Source organism: Fulvivirga sp. M361, from assembly GCF_007097395.1.
In the GTDB taxonomy this organism is placed as follows: Bacteria; Bacteroidota; Bacteroidia; order Cytophagales; family Cyclobacteriaceae; genus Fulvivirga.
Genome location: NZ_VKDC01000021.1, coordinates 43169 through 64189, shown reverse-complemented (window position 1 = coordinate 64189; position 21021 = coordinate 43169). Strand labels below are relative to the sequence as shown.

Here is a 21021-nt window from a genome sequence, read left to right as displayed (position 1 = left end):
TGATAAATATGAGCATGATAAAGAAGTTACCACACTACATGATTATTATTTCGATCATGGCTGCATGTTCAGGACATCCTGAAGAGAAGGAGCCGGCAGTAACTCCGGTTGCTGATCCATTACAATATGTAGACCCTTTTATCGGGACGGCAGCACATGGGCATACTTTTCCGGGAGCTACCGTACCTTTTGGAATGGTACAACTAAGCCCGGACAATGGCATAACCGGTTGGGACTGGTGTTCCGGTTATCACTATTCTGATAGTATCATCGTCGGCTTTAGTCATATGCACCTTAGCGGGACCGGCATTGGTGACCTTACTGATATTCGTTTGATGCCAACTTCTGCTAAAGTTGATCTGACTAAAAAGATCACGGACAGGGCGGACCATGACTATAAGTCCTTTTACACTCATGACGACGAGCGAGCTTCACCAGGTTATTACTATGTGAAGTTACTGGACCATAATATTGACGTCTCATTGTCTGCCACAACACATGCCGGGATACAGCAGTATGATTTCCCTAAAGGCCAATTGAAGTCTGTTGTACTGGATCTTTCTGACACGAATAATTGGGACAAGCCGGTAAGGACCAAAATGGATCTGGTAAATGATACATTAATTACCGGGTATCGTTATTCTACAGGCTGGGCCAAAGACCAACGTGTTTACTTTGCCATCGCTTTTTCTCAACCTGTACTATCACATACGTTTGCTGATGGTACATCACTGCTTAAAGGAGTAAAGCATGAAGGTATTAAGCTTAAAGCTGTTTTTGACTTTGAGAGTAAAGAGGAAAGTTCAACATTATTTGCAAAAACAGGTATTTCCAGCGCCAGTGTAGAGGGTGCTTTAAAGAGTCTGAATCAGATCAAAGGATGGGATTTTGAAAAGGTTAAAAAGGAAGCTGAAGCTGCCTGGCGAGGTGAACTAAACAAAGTAGCTGTTACATCAGATGATGAAGTTTTAAAACGCACTTTTTACACTGCATTATATCACACCAACCTGGCGCCTGTCATTTATTCGGACTTGAATAATGAATACAAAGGAGTGGATGGAAATGTGCATAAAGCCGAGGGCTATACTCGTTATGACATCTTTTCACTTTGGGATACATTCCGCGCGGCAAACCCATTGTTAACCGTACTACAGCCAGACAAGGTGGATGATATGATCAACTCGATGTTGGCCCATTATAAAGAATATGGTTTGCTACCCGTATGGTCCCTTTTGGGTAACGAAACGAATACTATGACAGGTTACCATGCTATTCCGGTGATAAGTGATGCATATCTCAAAGGCTTTACAGGGTTTGATATAAATGTTGCATATGAAGCGATGAAAGCCAGTGCTATGCAGGATATCAGAGGGGTGAACTTCTTGAAGGAATACGGGTACATCCCTTCTGAACTGGAGGTTGAATCCGTCACCAAGACCCTTGAATATGCCTATGACGACTGGTGTATTGCCCAGGTAGCGAAGGCCCTGGGAAAAGAAGATGACTACAAATACTTTATAGATCGTGCTTCTGCCTATCGAAAACTATTTGACCCTGAAACGAAATTCATGAGAGGTAAGTTAGCAGATGGCTCCTGGAGAACACCTTTTGATCCAAAGCATTCTTCTCACCGTGTAAGAACCGATTACACTGAAGGAAATGCCTGGCAACACAGCTGGTTTGTGCCGCATGATGTACAAGGGCTTATTGAACTAATGGGAGGCAATGGATCATTCATTGAAAAACTGGATCAACTGTTTTCAGAAGATTCAAATATTACCGGGGAGAATATTTCTGCTGATATCTCCGGATTAATAGGCCAATATGCACATGGGAATGAGCCCAGTCATCATATCGCATACCTTTATTCTTATGCGGGAGCTCCGTGGAAGACACAGGAAATAGTACGTGATATACTGCTTACCTTATACAGTGACCAACCGGATGGTTTATGTGGAAATGAAGATTGTGGCCAGATGTCAGCCTGGTATGTTTTCAGCGCATTGGGATTCTACCCGGTGAACCCTGCCGAAGGGATTTATGTGATAGGCAGTCCTGTGTTCGAAAAATCACAGTTAACCGTGGCAGGAGGTAAGAAGTTTATAGTAGAAGCTATAGGGAGCTCCACTGACAACAAATACATACAAACCGCTGAATTAAACGGGCGTACCCTGGAAAGAGCATACATAAAGCATTCTGAAATACTGGAAGGCGGGAAATTAGTACTTACCATGGGAAGCGCTCCAAATAAAGAATGGGCTGCTGCTTCATCACAGGTTCCTCCTTCTATGAGTAAGTAAAAAATGAAGTATGCCATGAAATCGCCTAAAGTTGTAATAAGCATCCTGGTTGTTATTGCTTTCCTATTAGATAGCTGCCAGCAACCGACAAGCAATGAAATTGCTAATAGTACTACTGATGACAATTTAGTTCAGTACGTTAATCCATTAATGGGTACGGATTCTGATTTTGACCTTTCTAATGGGAATACCTATCCGGCCATAGCTACTCCCTGGGGGATGAATTTTTGGACACCCATGACCAGTAAAATGGGGGATGGGTGGACGTATAAGTATGATGAAAACAAGATCAGGGGGATCAAACAAACCCATCAGCCCAGTCCATGGATCAATGACTATGCGGCTTTTTCACTCATGGGGATAAGAGGTTCTTTGAAGTTTCAGGAAGATGAAAGGAGTTCCTGGTTTTCACATAAAGCAGAGATTGCAAAACCTCATTATTACAGTGTTTACCTGGCGGATTATGACCTGAAGGTGGAGGTATCCCCCACAGAAAGAGCTGCCCAGTTTAAATTCACTTTTCCTGAATCAGATTCGTCCTTTATTCTATTGGATGGTTTTTTTAGGGGGTCTATGGTAAAAGTGATTCCTAAAGAACGTAAGATAATCGGGTATTGCAGGAATAACAGTGGTGGCGTTCCCGAAAATTTTCATAATTACTTTGTAGCACAGTTTGATAAGGATTTTGAACAAATCCATACATGGGAGGACGACTGGAAGCTTAAACAAAACACACTTGAAAGTGAGGGAGAGCATGTAGGTGCTATTGTTGGTTTTAAAACACGGCGGGGAGAGCAGGTTCATGTCAAGGTGGCTTCCTCATTCATTAGTCCGGAACAAGCCCAGTTGAACCTAGACAGAGAAATTGGAAATGACACCTTTGAACAAACCAGATCAAAAGCACTCAAGGCATGGCAAACTGAATTGAGCCGGATAAAAGTAGAAGATGATAATATTGACAATGTGCGCACTTTCTATTCTTGTCTGTACCGATTGCTACTGTTCCCAAGAAAGTTTTATGAGATAGATAAAGCAGGCAGTATCGTTCACTATAGCCCTTACAATGGAGAAGTTTTACCTGGGTACATGTTTACCGATAATGGGTTTTGGGATACGTTCAGGGCAGTGTTCCCATTTTTCACCTTGATGTATCCACAGCTCAATGCACAAATTATGGAAGGCCTGGTCAACACCTATAAAGAGTCCGGCTGGTTACCGGAATGGGCGAGTCCGGGGCACAGGCAGAGTATGATAGGCTCTAATTCAGCCATTAATATCGCGGATTCTTATATGAAAGGAATAAGAGGATATGATATTGAAACATTGTACGAAGCCATGTTGAAAAATGCCACTACCAGTGAGGGCAGACCCGTTTCCAGCAAAGGGCAGGTGATCAACTCAGTAGGTAGAGAAGGAATAGAATATTACAATAAACTAGGTTATGTGCCTTATAACGTAAGTATCAATGAAAATGCAGCGCGTACCCTGGAATATGCCTTTGCCGATTTTGCCATTTCGCGAGTGGCTACTGAACTGGGTAAACCGGAAGATGCAACTATCTTCAGACAAAGATCTGAAAATTATAAGCACCTTTTTGATAAGGAAAGTGGCTGGATGAGAGGGAAAAATGAAGATGGGACCTTTCAGTCGCCGTTTAACCCCCTGAAATGGGGTGATGCATTTACCGAAGGTAACAGCTTGCATTACACATGGTCGGTTTTTCATGATATACAGGGACTTATAGGTCTGATGGGAGGTGAAGATGCATTTGCCCAAAAACTGGATGCTGTTTTTGAAATGCCTCCCGATTTTGATGATTCATATTATGGATTCACCATCCATGAGATACGGGAGATGCAGATTGTGAATATGGGTAATTATGCCCATGGTAATCAACCGATCCAGCATATGATCTATCTTTATAATTATGCAGCCCAACCCTGGAAGGCACAGCAGAAAATACGACAGGTCATGGACGTTTTGTATACTCCACAACCGGATGGGTATTGTGGAGATGAAGATAACGGACAGACGTCGGCATGGTATGTTTTTAGCGCCTTAGGTTTCTATCCTGTAACGCCAGCTACGACACAGTACGTAATAGGCAGCCCACTTTTTAAGAAAGTCACGTTGACGATGGAGGATGGAAAAATATTGTTCATCAAGGCAAATGCCAACAATACCAAAAATGTATTTATCGAATCGGTCAAATTTAACGGAAAAGCACAAGATCATATCTGGGTAGATCATCATGATTTGCAAAAGGGAGGTGTTCTTGAATTTACTATGACCGATAGCCCCAATAAAAACTGGGGTACGAATAAAAGTTCAATTCCTTTTTCCATGTCAAATCATAAAGATAAATGAGAAAACCAGCTTCTCAAGTAATATGGATGTATGTCCTCGTACTGGTATTCGGTAATAACCTACTTTCTGCACAGTCAAATCAAACAGTATCCGTATTCAAAAAAACGCCGATCAATTTTGGAGGAAAGATAAATGAAGATGCCGGTGTTATACGTCTTGAAAATGGTCGGATGGCGATCAAAAAAATCGTACTTCCTGCTTTTCCCGAAGGAGCCGAGGTTAGTCTTAAGTTGACCCTTACATCTTCCGGCGACCGTTGGGATAAATCAGGTTCTTGTTTTGTCATCACTGACCCTGGCCAGCATTCGCTGATAGATATTAACCAATCGGAACAGGATTATCCCAAAGGTTCTGTGGTGGGAGATGGGTACGGAGGTGTTAAAGCCACCGAAAAATTTAAACCTGCACTGGAACTATTGCGCTTTATGTCACCCTTTGGGGTAGGACATTACAGCACAGAGGATTCCTCTGACCACAGGAGACCGGTCTACATTCCTAAATGGGAGAAAGAAGTTACCTGGGAGATGGATGTCACAGATATGAGGAATGAACTATCCGGAGAAACTTACATCGGTATATGGATTGATTCCTGGACAAAGGAGGGGTATGAAGTGAGTATGGAACTGTCATATGACCCCAGAATACTTCCTGAGAAACATGTGCTGCCATTAGCGAATACAGTGAGCTATGGACGTAAGCAACGGCTACCTGATTTTTTTGCAAGCCAGGACCTGGAAGTCCGGTTTGACCTGGATAAACCTGTTCGTAATGCCGTTTTAAAATACATCACGACGGGCCATGGAGGGCATTCAGGAGGGGATGAATTTGTGAAAACTAAAAATGAAGTTTTTTTTGATGGCATAAAGGTACTGGATACTATACCCTGGCGTGATGACTGCGCATCTTTCAGAAGATTCAACCCCTCTTCCGGCGTTTGGCTCATCGGCGATTCAGCACAGTATATTGACTGGGAACAGCGAAAATACAAGGTCAAATACATTGAAGAACGACAGGCTTCTTCAGATCTTTCACGCTCTAACTGGTGTCCGGGATCAAAAGTGGCACCGTTTGAGATCTCTTTGAATGATCTGCCAAAAGGTAGTCATACCCTCCGCGTGAGTATCCCTGCACAGGCAGCAGAAGAGAATAAATTCAACCATTGGTTGGTATCTGCATACCTGGTGTACGAGGAGTAGAAGAATGAATTTGATTTTGACTATGTGTATAAGTCAAAGACAAACGGATAAGTTGAAATAATAATCACAACGTGTTGAAGAGAAATACAATAATGAATTTAAGGAGCTTTTTTACCATACTTTTTTTTCTTTCTTTGGATGGGGTATTTGCACAAACCGATTATGGTGAACATCAACCTTATTCGTCTTACTGGTTTGTGGACGAATTGTTAAAATGGGATAAGGATAATGACCCATATGCGAAGTTTAACGTGAGCCATACGCCACTGGCAGAACGATTTACAGATCCTAAAACACAACGTAACCCTGAACTGAGTGTAGACCCGTCCATCACATCTTTGGTGGCTTCTTATCCTACGTCAAATCATCCGTCTCAAGGTTTTCAAACTGTACAGCAATATGCGTTCCCTTACTGGCAATACATCGATTACTTTGTGCAATGGGGAGGAGCTGCTCAAGAAGGGATCATTGTTACCCCGGCAGTGCCCTGGATAGATGCTGCTCATAGAAACGGTGTTAAAATACTGGGTACGGTGTTTTTTCCTCCGGTAGTATATGGGGGCAAAAAGGAATGGGTGATAGAAATGTTACAAAAAGATGATAATGGTAATTTTCCTGTGGCCGACAAGCTATTGGAAGTCGCTGCATATTATGGCTTTGACGGGTGGTTCATCAATCAGGAGACAGACGGATTGAGCCAGGAAGATGCCCGGAATATGCAGGGTTTTTTGGCCTACTATCAACAGAAAGCCCGGGAACGATTTCAACTCATGTGGTACGATGCCATGATAGAAGATGGTCGTGTAATATGGCAGGAAGAGCTCAATCATCATAACTCCATGTATTTTCAACAGGGAGATAAAAAGATGTCTGATATCATGTTCATTGATTTTGGTTGGAGCGCTACCCAGTTAGAAGACACGCATAAAAAAGCATTGGAATTGGATAGAAGTCCCTGGCAGCTTTATTCAGGAGTAGATGTACAAAAGCGTGGCTATAAGTCTTACGTCAAATGGGGGAATTTATACAAGGACGATGCACCTTACACTACATCTATTGGCCTTTATTGGCCCAATGCCACTTTTGACCTTGCCGAAGATAAGCAACCTGAAACGGTTTACAGAGAAGAAAAAAAGTTTTGGAACGGCACCTTTATCAAGCAAAAAATAGGACATTTAGACGGGTGGGAATGGAAAGGGTTTGCCAATTATTTTCCCGCTCGCTCTACAATAAATAACATCCCGTTCATTACGCATTTCAATTACGGACTAGGCAGATTTTACAATGAAGAGGGTAAGCAATTATTTGAAAAAGAGTGGCACAATCTAAGTAGTCAGGATATTTTACCCTCCTGGCAGTGGGATGTAGACACAACACTTGTGAAGATCACTTTTGACTTTAATGAAAGTTACACAGGAGGCTCATCTCTTCGAATGGATATTCAAAAAGGTGAAAAGGAAGTTTATATACCCTTGTACAAAAGCAACCTGCAGCTTACAGGTAATGAAAAGTTTGAGTTAGCTGCCAAAGGTGCCGTAGCGATCAAACTTTCTTTTGACTTCTCAGATGGGACGAGCCGGGATTACCCTGTGGCCTTGGGGGCTGAGTGGGGTTTGTTCTCTGGCTTATTGGATAATGCTGCTTCCCGAAAAGTCGTTAAAATCGGTGTGAAAGTGTCAGGGAAAGATATGGATACGGTCTATCTCGGTAAGTTAAGTATTGTAAATAAACGTCAGGCGGGAATTTCAAGGCCGGAGATCTCCACGGAAACTTTTCAGAATGGTGACCAGGCAGAAATGTATGTACATATCAAGGGAGCGGATAACAGTGCATATCATAGCATTTACCAGCTGGCCCGTGATGGCAGTAGAACCTGGCTGGGACAGACCAACAGTACCTATTATTATGTTCCGGTGATAGAAAAAGAGAGTCACCGGAAATATACTATGATCCAGGTAGTATCTACGGCCAAAGACGGTTCAAGAAGCAAAGCTGCCCTACAGAAAGTGTATTGGAAATGAGAAAACAGTTAAGCATAGTATTCGTAAGTTTTTTGTTGGTTGCTTGTTCAAGTCAGGAAAAACCAGTGGATGATACGCGATTGGTAAATTATGTCAACTCTTTCATTGGTACGGATGGAAAAGGGAACACTTACCCCGGTGCTACCGTCCCCTATGGAATGGTACAGCTTAGTCCTGATAATGGCCGCTATGGGTGGGATTGGATCTCAGGTTATTTTTACCCGGATACCGTGATTGCCGGGTTTAGTCACCTCCATCTGTCAGGGACCGGAGCGGGTGATCTGTACGATATCTCATTTTTACCGGTTTCAGGTCGCTTAAAACAAGCTAAATTGGATGGTGTGAATGCCGGTGAAACGGTGTATTCCCGTTTCAGTCATGAGAATGAAGAAGCTGAGCCAGGCTATTATCAGGTATATCTGGAAGATTATCAAGTAAATGTGGAGCTGACAGCTACCACTAGAACAGGGTTACAAAAATATACGTTCGAAGGTGAAGATACTAACGTGAGATTGCATTTGGGCTACACCCGTAACTGGGATAAGATCACCGATAGTTTCATCAAAATAGTGAACGACACTACACTGGTAGGCTATAGAAAATCGACAGGATGGGCCCGGGACCAAAGGGTCTTTTTCAAAACCATATTCTCAGCCCCCTTCCAATATAAGCTGAGTGATGGTGAAATCATGTCTGCAATGGATACCATCAAAGGCTTGGACCTGTTGGCAGAGTTGTCTTTTAATCGCAAAGAAGTGTTGATCAAAACGGGTCTAAGTTCGGTAAGTATTGACAATGCTTCGCTTAACCTGGAAACTGAGCAAAAGGGTTTTGATTTTGACAAAGTTAAAGATCAAGCCAGTGCGGTATGGGAAGAGGCCCTGAACAAAGTACAGATCAAAGCCTCCCCGGATAATATGGTCCAGTTTTATACAGCTATGTACCATAGCATGCTGGCTCCCACCATATATTCTGACGTGAATGGTGAATATAAAGGAACAGACGGCAAAGTGTGGAAGTCTGAAAAACATCCCCGTTACACTACTTATTCCTTGTGGGATACTTATCGGGCGCTTCATCCCTGGCTTACCATTACTGACCCTGACAGAGTTCCGGACCTGGTCAATTCTATGCTTGACTTTTACAAAGAGGAAGGACTTTTACCTGTCTGGAACATGTGGGGTAGTGAAACAAATATGATGATAGGCTACCATTCCGTGGCGGTGATTGCAGACGCCATTCTGAAGCAAATTCCCGATATAGACCTGGAGCTGGCTTACAAAGCTATGAAAGCCAGTGCCATGCAAGATGATTTTGAATTAAAAGATTACAAGGCGTTGGGCTATGTCCCTTATGAAAACAGGGGATGGAATGTCTCCCTGACCTTAGAATATGCATTTGATGATTGGTGCATTGCACAGGTGGCCAGGAAACTCGGGAAAGAAGAAGATTATAACTACTTTATGACCCGTTCGATGAACTACCAAAATCACTTTGACAGTACCACCGGTTTTTTTCGTGCCAGATCTATATCAGGTGAATTTAAGCCTGACCTGGATCCATTGGCCTATCATCCGGAAGACTATTGTGAAGCCAATGCATGGCAATATTACTGGTATGTTCCCCAGGATATTGAGAAACTCATCTCACTTACAGGTGGTGAGAGTGTTTTTGAAGATAAGTTGGATAACATGTTCATTTTAGAGCCTCCGAAAAGTGATTTGCCTGAATGGATCTCCGGATATATTGGTCAATATGTTCATGGAAATGAGCCCAGTCACCATGTGCCTTATTTATACCAGTTCATTGATGCTCCCGGAAAAACCCAGCAGAAGGTGCGTCAAATTATGGATGAACTTTATACTACCACTCCGGATGGGCTTTGCGGTAATGAAGATTGTGGTCAAATGTCCGCCTGGTACCTCTTCAGCGCACTGGGATTTTACCCCGTAAACCCCTCAGATGGAAGATATGTTTTTGGAAGTCCTGAAGTTGAGGAAGCAACGATATATTTACCCGGGCATAAAGTATTTAAAGTATTGGTTAAAAACCAATCTAAGGACAATGTTTACGTAAAATCAGTTACTTTTAACGGCAGATTGATGGATGAGTATTTCATTGGACATGATCAAATTATGACAGGCGGAGAGCTGGTTTTTACTATGACAGATAAGCAGAAATTAAATGAAAAAAAGAAGAGATAAAATAAAGGTAGAGCACAAAGATAAGTTTATTAATAAAGCAATGATTCCTATAATTAAATGATGCAAAATACTACGATTGCTCTGGGCGTAGATATTGGTGGTGGGCACATTGCTTGCTCCGCGATTGACACAACTTCGGGAAGACCCATTCCAAATACAACTTCCACTAGTAAAGTTGATAGTAAAGGTTCCAGCCAACAAATACTCAAATGTTGGGCTGACTGTATTAATACCACACTGGAAAAAATTGACAAATCCCAACTGAAAGGGATTGGTTTTGCGATCCCGGGACCCTTTAATTATCAAAAAGGGGTGGCTATTTATGAACTCACGGATAAATATGAAAGCCTTTATAATATAGCTATCGAACCGGCCATAATGCCACTACTTAACTTAGATGAAACCAAAATCAGGTTTTTAAACGACGCATCGGCCTTTGCTGTAGGTGCGGCCTGGTGTGGGAAAGCATGGGGAACCAAAAAATCCATTTCACTAACGTTGGGTACTGGTTTTGGCTCTGCATTTATTGATAATGATCTCCCTGTGATCAAGCGAAGCGATGTTCCGGATCAAGGCTGTTTATGGTATCTTACATTTAAAGATGGAATAGCGGATGACTATTTTTCTACCAGGTGGTTCATCAGGGAGTACAAAAAGCTCACCGGTGAAACAGTTAAGGGGGTCAAAGAAATAGCTGAAATTGCTCGTAACCATTCACAAGCGAATAATATATTCCTGGAATTTGCTGATAACCTTGCCAGCTTTCTAATGCCCTGGCTTAAAAAATTTGAACCGGAAGTCCTGGTAATGGGAGGGAACATTATGAAAGCTGCTGACCTGTTTTTACCTGCTCTCAAGGGGTTGATTAATTGCGATGTTCAGGTGGATATCGAAATTTCCGAACTTATGGAAGAGGCAGCCATGATCGGTAGCGCCCGTTTACTGGATGACGATTACTGGCACAAAATAAAGCCACACCTTCCAATTATTTGATAACTTATACTAGCTCTACATGTCTGATAAACAACAAAATTACGCCTATCCTCTTGGTATTTTAACCTCACTGTTTTTTGCCTGGGGGTTTATCACCGCACTCAATGATGTACTAATACCTTATCTGAAGAACGTATTCGAGCTGACTATTTTTCAGTCTACATTGGTACAATTCGCCTTTTTTGGTGCTTATTTTATTGGTTCAGTGGTATATTTCTTAATATCGACTGTCAAGGGAGACCCAATTGCCAAAATAGGCTATAAGAACGGAATTATATTAGGCTTGATCGTAGCAGCGCTTGGCTGTTTTCTTTTTTTTCCGGCAGCAGAGTTTAGAAGCTATGGGTTCTTTTTATTCGCATTATTCACGCTGGGCCTTGGATTGACCTTACTTCAAATTGCCGCTAACCCTTATGTGGCCCTGTTAGGAAGGCCGGAAACAGCTTCTTCAAGATTAAATCTTTCACAAGGGTTTAATTCCTTTGGAACCACCATCTCACCGGTTATAGGTGGGTATCTCATATTTGAATATTTTCAGGCGGATACCAGTGGGGCTGACTCGGTGAAGCTACCCTACATATTCCTGGCAGCAAGTTTTCTCCTGCTGGCCGTGATGATCCGGTTTGTGAAGTTGCCTACACTAATGGAAGAGCAGGAAACGGGTAAAACTGAAGTGGGGGGATCTGCATTAAAGTATAATAATCTGGTATATGGTATTGGAGCGATATTTTGCTACGTGGGTGCCGAAGTAGCAATAGGAAGTTTATTAGTCAATTTTTTAGGCCTGAAAGAAATATTGGGTATTGGCGAATCCGAAGCCAGTAATCTTTTAGCACTTTATTGGGGAGGAGCTATGGTAGGGCGATTTGTAGGTTCCATATCTATGAGTGACTCTATAGTAGGAATAAAGAAGATAGGGGCGATGGTGCTTGTTTCAATGGTACTCTATGTTATGATCACATTTGTTTCCGGCTTTACATTTCAGGAAACCTACCCCTTTCTGATCTGTGTAGCGGTTAATATTATTCTTTCCATTGTCGGAAAAGGTTTACCAGCAAGAACGTTGTTTCTATTTGCATTAAGTGCTGCGGTATTGTTAGTGGTCGGTGTTGTAACCAAAGGGAACATTGCTATGTGGGCAATATTGGGTATTGGGCTGTTTAATTCTATTATGTGGTCCAATATTTTCACCTTATCCATTGCTGGTTTGGGCAAAGATACAAGTCAGGGTTCATCACTGTTGGTAATGGCTATTCTCGGAGGTGCATTGATACCGCCTATTCAAGGGGCCATAGCCGATGTAGCCGGTCTGCAAACTTCATTTTTGTTTCCTGTAGTTTGTTATGTATACCTCATGTTCTTCGGCCTGAAAGGATATAAACCTTTAAAAAGAGAGTAGTTAAACTTATAGTCTTGAGTTGTGAGTCCTTAGTCTTAAGTATACTCACGACTAAAGACTAAGGACTCACGACTAAAAATGATTAAAGAAGCCTGTGTAGAAACCATTGATCAGTGTGTCAGAGCTCAGGCACAAGGTGCCGATCGTATTGAGTTATGTGCTGATTTGATCCATGACGGGTTAACCCCGTCGCATGAACTTATACGCCTGGCGATCGATCAGTTAGGCATACCCATTAGGGTCATGATCAGGCCCAGGCCTGGAAATTTTATTTATTCAAAAGAGGAGGTGTCTCAAATGAAAGACGCTATTGATTATTGTAAGTCTGTAGGCGTAGAAGGAGTGGTTTTTGGTGCGTGTACCTCTTCTGAAACACTGGACCTTGATATCATTACTGAGTTAACCGAATATACTCTTCCTTTGAAGGTAACCATTCATAAGGCCATTGATAGTTGTGATGATCCGGTGGATGAAGTTCGACGTTTAAAAGAAATTGCAGGCATTGATTCTATTCTGACTTCAGGAAAAGAGGCCACTGCTATAGAAGGGACAGAATGTCTGAAATCAATGATATCCGAAGCAGATGACTACCTTCAGATCATTGCCTGTGGCAAAGTCACTGATGAAAATTTGACTGAAGTGCACGACATAATCCAGGCGAAAGCGTACCATGGTAAACGCATTGTAGGAGAGCTGGGAAGAGAGACTCCGTAACAGTTTTTAGTGTCATTTGTATTTCTACCGTAATGGAGACTCAACGATTTCAACTAAGTGACTTTTTGATAAACGACGAGATCTTTCATATCGCCAGAGTGCAAATTCACAGTCGTCAGGACCTTTCTCTACACAAACATGGTTATGCAGAAGTATTCTGGGTGGAAAGTGGGAGAGGCGTTCATCTTATCAATGGAGAAAGGAAACGATTGAAGCCAGGGGATTTGATCATGATCCGCCCTGATGATGAACACACCTTCACCTCATCGCGTGAAGTAGTAATTTTGATGAATTTGGCTTTTGGCACAGAAACACTCGAGTTCTTGAGAGATAGGTATTTTAACAATTCAAACTTATTCTTTTGGACCTCAGAAAAGTTGCCCTATCGCGTGAAATTGGATATGAACATTATACATCGTATTTCACAACGTGCGAAAGAAAGTATGATGTTTCGTAATGAACAACTGCATTTAGATAGTTTATTACTCTTTATCATTAGAATGATCCAGTCAAATGATAAAATCAGCATTGATTTGAAAATGCCTGAATGGCTGGTGAAAGCAATGCACGGATATAATACAGCGAAACATTTTGATGCCGGAGTGGCAGGCTTTGTGGCATTATGTGGTAAAAATACTAATCATGTAAATCGTGTAGTTAAAAAACATTTAGATAAAACGCTGTCTAATTTAGTACAAGAACTCAGACTAAGTTTTGCTTCAAGGCAACTGATTATCACCAATACACCTATCAAGACAATCTCCACAGAATGTGGGTATTCCAGTTTAGGGCATTTCTATCAAGTGTTTAAAAGTACCTATCATCAGACACCATCGCAGTTTAGAAGGATGAATCAGACTGTGTGCTGAGGGATTGTAGTTTCCATGTCACGGCTTCAGTGAAAGTAGCTATCGTGAGGTAGAAAGGAGTAATCCATAGACTGGTCCAATGTAAGGATTCCTTTTCTAAGGAGGAATTTAATTCTACTGCTCTTCGAAGCGGAGTTAGTTATTCATGAACTTAACTCGAATCCATCACATAGTATAGAGAAAATCATCTGCTTATATACATCTAATCATATAATTATTAGAACATATATAACTATTTGATTATAAAACATATGCCTATAAGCGATTAAATACTATTGATGTAATAATATTATTACCCCTCTCATTGTCAGCTATATAAATATTAATAATCCATTTTATTTCATAATTTTTTTAATTTATTTAAAAAATAATTTATCTTTAAGATAATTGTCTATGTATTAGTGCTTTACAAAATTCAACTCTATTTGTGCCTTAATAAGTTTTCCTACTAATAAAAAATATTGCACTTGAAAACCCTCGTAGATGTCATTGATGTAAGAAAACGGCTGAAAGATGTAGGTCTTTCATTTTTAGAAAGTAATGATAGCTCAACTTTTGTTTCCTATGAACGACTATACGAGCATGCCTTAAAACTATTGGCTTATTTTCAGTCACGGGGATTAAAGCCCGGGTCGGAATTGGTGCTTCAAATGGATGACAATGAAACCTTCGTAACGGCATTTTGGGCTTGTATTTTAGGGGGGGTGGTTCCCGTGCCGTTAACACTAGGCCACAATGATGATCGAAAGCAAAAACTGTTTAATGTTTGGTCAACACTACAAGACCCTTATTTATTCATCTCAAAAAGTGATTTTATAAAATTTGAGACTTTTGCCATCAGTCATTCATTGGAATCTCTATATAGCGAGCAGAAAGGCAAGACAGTTTTTATAGAAGAAAGAGATATAGATCAAGAATACGGAGAAGTTCATAATGCTTTACCGGATGATATTGCTTACATCCAATTTTCTTCAGGTTCTACAGGTAATCCAAAAGGAGTAATACTCACACATAGAAATTTGATGGTAAATATGGCGGCTATTGCAGCATCTGCTCAATATCGGCCTGAAGATGTGATGTTGAGCTGGATGCCTTTAACCCATGATATGGGATTAATTGGATTGCATCTGAATCCATTATATAGTGGCATGCATCAGATATTGATGCCTACTAATTTATTTGTGCGACGTCCGGCGTTGTGGATGGATAAAGCTACCGAGTATAAAGTCACAATTTTGGGTTCTCCAAACTTTGGCTACAGGTACCTGTTAAAGCATGTAAATCTCGAAGTGCAAAACTGGGATTTATCTACTATTCGCTTAATATACAATGGAGCTGAACCAATATCAGAACAAATTGGATTTGAGTTTACTGATAACTTATCAGCTTTTGGGTTGAGGAGAGAAGCGATCTGTCCTGTATACGGTTTGGCTGAGGCTAGTTTAGCGGTGACCATGTCCGGCCTATCGGATGAAATAACATCCGTCCATGTGGATCGTGATACGCTTAATCTGGGAGATAAAGTTTGTATTTCGTTACAAGGTGATCGTTCCTTGTCTTTGGTTAATGTGGGAAAACCAATAGATAATTGCAGGCTTCGAATAGTTGACGACAATGACATCATGGCAACAGAAGGTATCATTGGTCATATCCAGATTTCAGGTAACAGTGTTACCTCCGGTTATTACAACAATGAAGATGCTACCAATGCTCTGATCACTAAAGATGGCTGGTTAAGAACGGGTGATTTAGGCTTCAAGCTTCATGGTAACCTTTATGTTACGGGTAGATCAAAGGATATTTTCTTTGTGAACGGTCAAAATTTCTATCCCCATGATATAGAGCAGTTAAGCCAGGAAGTAGATGGAATAGAATTAAATAAAATAGTAGTTGGAGGTTTTTTTAATGCATCTCTTGCGAAAGAAGAAGTGATCTGCTTCATCTTTCATAGAGGCTCACTAGATAAGTTTTTGCCTCTGGCCCAGTTGGTTAAATCACATGTGAATGCTTGTGCAGGTGTTGAATTCGATCACATTTTACCGGTGTCAGACATACCTCGTACTACCAGTGGAAAGTTGCAGCGATATAAACTGATTGAAAGATTCAGAAAAGGGGAATTCGATGAAGTACAATATGCATTAAATGAAATGGCTGACAGCACTTTGAACGCTCAAGCTGTTGAAAGCCTGGAAGAATCTCAAAACACCTATGAAATCAGGTTGACCAGGATTTGTAGGAAAGTACTACAAAGAGACTATATATCACCTGATGAAGTATTTGCTGACATAGGTATAAACTCTTTAAAAGCGGCAGAAATAAGTATGCTGGTCTTAAAAGAGTTTGGCCTCGATTTACCTTTAAACACACTTTATGAAAAAACTACTGTAACACTTCTCGCAGAACTACTGGAATCCCTTAATAAACAGACCTATATTCCAATAATTGAAGTGGGGAATAAAGAAGTTTACAAAACGTCGTCCGCGCAAAGTAGGTTATATGCTAGTTGGGAAGCCAATAAGCTTTCAGTAGCTTACAATATTCCTATTGCTATCCGGCTGGAAGGAAAAATTGAGCTTGGTGAGTTGGACAAAGCACTGAAAACATTAATTGCACGTCATAGTTCTTTACGTACTACATTTGAATACCATAATGAACCCGTCTTAAGGGTCACCGATAGTGTTTCGTTTGATTTAAAAATGAGTCATTGTAATTCAGATGAATTAGATGAAGTATTGCAACAAACGGTTAAGCCCTTTGACCTAAAAATGGCACCTTTATTCAGGGCCCATTTATTCAAACTGGATGTGGATACTACTATCTTATTTCTGGACTTCCATCATATTATTTCAGACGGCATATCCGTTTTTAATTTCATCGATGAGCTATTCGATGTTTATCAGGGAAACCCGTTAAAAAATAAAAGCATAAACTACCAGGATTTTGCTGAATGGGAGTGTAAGAGTATCATCAATGACAGATTAAAAAGACAGAGAAAATTCTGGCAAGACTATTTAGGCAAGTATGTTCCCTTGTTGGATTTGGCAACCGACTATGCCAGGCCGGCTGTATTTGATGGTAAGGGAGCAAGAATACCTTTTGAGTTAGATCTGGTGACAGTAGAACGGCTCCGTGGTTTGGCTAAAAATCAAGGATGCACAATACATGCCTTAATGTTTTCAATCTATGTATTAACGCTAAACAGGTATTGTCGTAGCGACGAGATGATAATAGGTATACCAGTAGCTGGACGAACACATCCTGACCTGTTGGATGTACACGGTATGTTTGTAAATAACCTGCCCATTAAAGCCAGCCTGGATTCCGGGCAAACATTTATACAATACCTGCATGAAATACAGCAAAATCTGGCCAATGCATTAGAGCATCAGGACTATCCTTATGACCTGCTAAGGCAGCAAGTAGCTCAGAAGAGGGATGTAAGTAGAAATGTCTTATTTGATACGATGTTCAACTACCACAATATTGGTTTCCCTGTAGTAAGTGCCACGGATGTTAAAGTCAATCGACATTTCTTTGATCCTGGGTTTTCAAAATTTGACCTTTCAATGGAGATTTTTGAAAATGATGGTGTGTTAAACTGTGGGGTTGAATATGCTACAGGATTATTCCGGAAGGAAACAATGCAGGGATTTGTTGAGAGCTTTAAACGCTTGATAGATAACATTCTTAGTAATACTCACCAGGTAATAGGTGAAATTAGTTTATTGTCCGATGATGCTTATCAAAGAGAGGCAGCGATCTTCAATGATACACAACGTGACTACCCGAGTCAAAAAAGCATACATCAGCTTTTCGAAGAACAAGTGATAGCAAATGGCACTGTCCCTGCTTTGACATTTCGAAACGAAGTCATTTCATATAGACAGCTTAATAATAAGGCCAATTATCTCGCTACTGTTTTGGTCGGTAAAGGTGTCTGTTCTGACAATATTGTATGTGTCTTGCTACCACGTTGCCCGGAATTTATTGTGAGCATATTGGGCATTCTTAAGTCAGGTGGGTGTTTTCTTCCATTGGATACCGACCAGCCGGAAGAAAGGATAAAACATATATTAAAAGATAGTGACTGTAAGCATGTTATAACCGATACGTCGCGGTTAGATCATATGAAAAAGATCCTGGAAGATATTGAAGCGCCTCTTGCTCAGGGTCTGATAAACATTGACACATTTTACCATGAAGAAACAGATCAATATCAGTCCGGTACAAATGATTCTCATGATATTGCCTATGTGATCTATACCTCTGGAACGACCGGTGGTCCAAAAGGAGTGATGGTAGAACACAAATCGCTGGTGAATTATATCGTATGGGCGAAAGATCACTACGTGAGGAAAGAGCAGGTGATTTTTCCCTTATATACCTCGGTTTCATTCGACCTGACCATTACCTCTATTTTTACTCCGTTAATTACAGGTAACAGCCTGCTTATCTACGAAGATGGAAACTATGTATTGACGCAAAAGGTGATCAATGATGGAAAGGTAAATGTTATAAAAATGACTCCTTCCCATTTGAAACAGCTGCGCGAGATGTCTATACCGGCAAATGCAAAAGCAAATTTGAAAAGACTGATCGTAGGAGGGGAGAAGCTGGAGACCCAACTTGCCCTGGAGATCTATCAATTGTTTGGAGAGCAAGTGGAGATCTTTAATGAATACGGTCCGACAGAGGCCACCGTGGGTTGTATGATCCATGCCTATGCTCCAAATGAAGAATCACAAACAGTCGCTATTGGCAGACCTATTGCAAATACAGAGGTCCATGTACTTGATCCCAATATGAACCCTGTTCCTCAAGGTGTATTAGGAGAGCTATTTGTCGCGGGAGATGGATTAGCCAGGGGCTATTTAGGCCGTGAAGATTTAACCCGGTCCATGTTTATTCCTAATCCATTTGGGCAGGGCAGGAGAATGTATAAAACGGGGGACCTCGTAAGAAAAAACGCGGATGGAAATCTGGAATTTTTTGGACGGGTAGATCATCAACTTAAAATAGATGGTTACAGGATAGAGCTCTCTGAAATAGAACAATGCCTGCAGGCGTTTGAAACTATTTCTGCTGCAATAGCCACCGCATGGGAAAATGATAAAGGCAGGAATATGCTTTGGGCATATTATCAAAGTAGAACAGGTAATGTGTCAGAGTTGGAGTTGCGTAAGTTTCTCTCTGGAAGGTTACCTCACTATATGATCCCTACTTATTTCGTTCAATTGGCTGAGATTCCATTAACAAAAAATGGTAAGGTAGATTATTCATTACTCCCCAAAACATATTCAATATGCCAGAAACAAGTACTTCCCGCTAATGAAATAATAGAAACTATGCAGGAGATCTGGTGTGATATATTAGCGGTAGAGGATCTGTCAATGACCGATAATTTCTTTGAGCTTGGAGGTGATTCCATCAAAGCGATACAGATCGTCAATCGATTGGCAGAAAAAAATATAGCGTTAGAGGTAAATCAAATACTTACTTACCAGACCCTGGTACAGATAAGTGAACAAGCTAAAGTGCTTCATCAGTCAAATAGTTATGATCATGGAAGAGCAGAAGGTGAGTTTCCTATCACTCCCATGGCTAAGTGGTTTTCCGAGTTGGATTTTGTGAATCCGCACTGTTATAATCAGTCACTACTGCTGGATTTGAAAGAAAATATTGACTTCGGCTTATTACAAAAGGCCTTACCGGCAGCTATTAACCAGCATGATGAATTGAGGATCAAATATGATCAGCCAACCGCTTCTCTGACTTATCAGGAAGAGGGTGAACTAAACCTGCGATTAGAATTACACGAGGTGTCGGATAAACATGAGTTGCTAGAAATATGTCAGGAACTGAAGCATGCACTGAACCTGGAAGATGGCTTGTTGTTTAAAAGTGCACTAATTTCGATTAACGGTCATATCGATAAGCTGTTTATCACGATGCATCATTTAGTAATTGACGGCATATCCTGGCGTATTCTATTAGAAGATCTTGTGAGAAATTATCATTCATTGGTAAAAGGATCAAGTATACATACACCCTTCAAAACGGCTTCTATTAGTCAGTGGTCACGGTTTGTCAGATCCTATGGTCAGTCTGAAATTACCGAAAGTGAAAAGGAATACTGGCAAAGTATTGAAAAACAAGAGTTTAAACTTAAAGACGACATCAATACTGGTCCATCTGATTGGGTTGTTGCCAATACCAAAAAAGAAAACGTAACCATTGACCAGGAATACACCGATTATTTGTTGAAACAAGCCCATAGTGTCTATCAAACTGATGTGCCGATCTTACTGAGTACGGCACTTGCCGTAACCTTAAGTAAGTGGACCGGAGAAACCCAAATTAAATTGGAGTTAGAGAACCACGGACGTCACTTTGCCGGTATTGACATCTCAAGAACCATAGGTTGGTTTACCGCCATGTACCCGGTGAATCTGACCATAAAAGCAGATTCACTGTCAGAGAATATCAAAACGGTAAAAGAGGAAGTGAGGTCTGTCCCTAATAACGGAATTGGTTATGGCATTTTGAAGAGCCTTGGAGAGTTATCACCTACAAACCTGAGCGAAGTACGGCTAAACTATATTGGTCAGTTTGATTATGACCTTGAAAACGAGCTATTCTCCTACGCCGATCAGGACCATGGGATAGAAACCGATCCCAGAAACCGCATGAGCGCTAAATTGGAGTTTAATGCCATGGTGGTTAGAGGATGTTTACAGATTGAAATTATATACAATGGTAAAGCCTATCTGCCTCAGACAATCAAGCAACTTGGAAATACCTTGAAAGATAACTTACTAGAGTTGTTAGACCATATAAGAACAGAACGAAATGTGCATTTCACTCCATCGGATTTTGATGGAGCTGATCTGGATCAGGAAGAACTGGAAGCACTCTTTGAATAAATAACAAATCATCAGAACTACTAAACCCCCAACCA

The 21021-nt window shown here is 41.0% G+C and carries 10 protein-coding genes; all 10 read left to right on the top strand.

The window, feature by feature from the left end; all coding sequences use genetic code 11:
- The first annotated feature begins 14 nt into the window (after positions 1–14).
- The 10 genes from FNH22_RS20945 (at position 15) to FNH22_RS20900 (ending at position 20986) form a co-directional block, all read left to right on the top strand.
- A complete protein-coding gene (locus FNH22_RS20945; protein WP_143400402.1) occupies positions 15–2300 on the top strand; it encodes a GH92 family glycosyl hydrolase in 2286 nt (761 codons plus the stop codon).
- A 15-nt stretch (positions 2301–2315) separates the two neighbouring features.
- Positions 2316–4667, top strand: a complete 2352-nt coding sequence (locus FNH22_RS20940) for a GH92 family glycosyl hydrolase (protein ID WP_143400401.1) — start codon at positions 2316–2318, stop codon at positions 4665–4667.
- Positions 4664–5863 carry a PNGase F N-terminal domain-containing protein gene (locus FNH22_RS20935; protein ID WP_221420320.1) on the top strand — a complete coding sequence of 400 codons (1200 nt, stop codon included), beginning with the start codon at positions 4664–4666 and terminating at the stop codon, positions 5861–5863. Before FNH22_RS20940 ends, FNH22_RS20935 begins: the two co-directional genes overlap by 4 nt.
- A 92-nt stretch (positions 5864–5955) precedes the next feature.
- A complete protein-coding gene (locus FNH22_RS20930) occupies positions 5956–7884 on the top strand; it encodes a hypothetical protein (RefSeq protein ID WP_143400400.1) in 1929 nt (642 codons plus the stop codon).
- On the top strand, positions 7881–10088 hold the full coding sequence (locus FNH22_RS20925) for a GH92 family glycosyl hydrolase (RefSeq protein WP_143400399.1): 2208 nt from the start codon (positions 7881–7883) through the stop codon (positions 10086–10088). Before FNH22_RS20930 ends, FNH22_RS20925 begins: the two co-directional genes overlap by 4 nt.
- A gap of 57 nt (positions 10089–10145) precedes the next feature.
- The gene (locus tag FNH22_RS20920; protein WP_143400398.1) at positions 10146–11081 is read left to right on the top strand and encodes an ROK family protein; all 936 of its coding nucleotides are present in this window, start codon (positions 10146–10148) and stop codon (positions 11079–11081) included.
- Between the two features lie 19 nt (positions 11082–11100).
- Positions 11101–12480, top strand: a complete 1380-nt coding sequence (locus FNH22_RS20915) for a sugar MFS transporter (protein ID WP_143400397.1) — start codon at positions 11101–11103, stop codon at positions 12478–12480.
- Positions 12481–12558: 78 nt separating this feature from the next.
- Positions 12559–13194: a copper homeostasis protein CutC gene (locus FNH22_RS20910; RefSeq protein WP_143400396.1), complete on the top strand. Its 636-nt coding sequence runs from the start codon at positions 12559–12561 to the stop codon at positions 13192–13194.
- Between the two features lie 32 nt (positions 13195–13226).
- Positions 13227–14063 (top strand): AraC family transcriptional regulator, encoded by an 837-nt coding sequence (locus FNH22_RS20905; RefSeq protein WP_143400395.1) that lies wholly within the window; start codon positions 13227–13229, stop codon positions 14061–14063.
- Between the two features lie 467 nt (positions 14064–14530).
- Positions 14531–20986, top strand: coding sequence for a non-ribosomal peptide synthetase (locus FNH22_RS20900; RefSeq protein WP_143400394.1), 6456 nt, complete (start codon positions 14531–14533; stop codon positions 20984–20986).
- Positions 20987–21021: the final 35 nt, after the last annotated feature.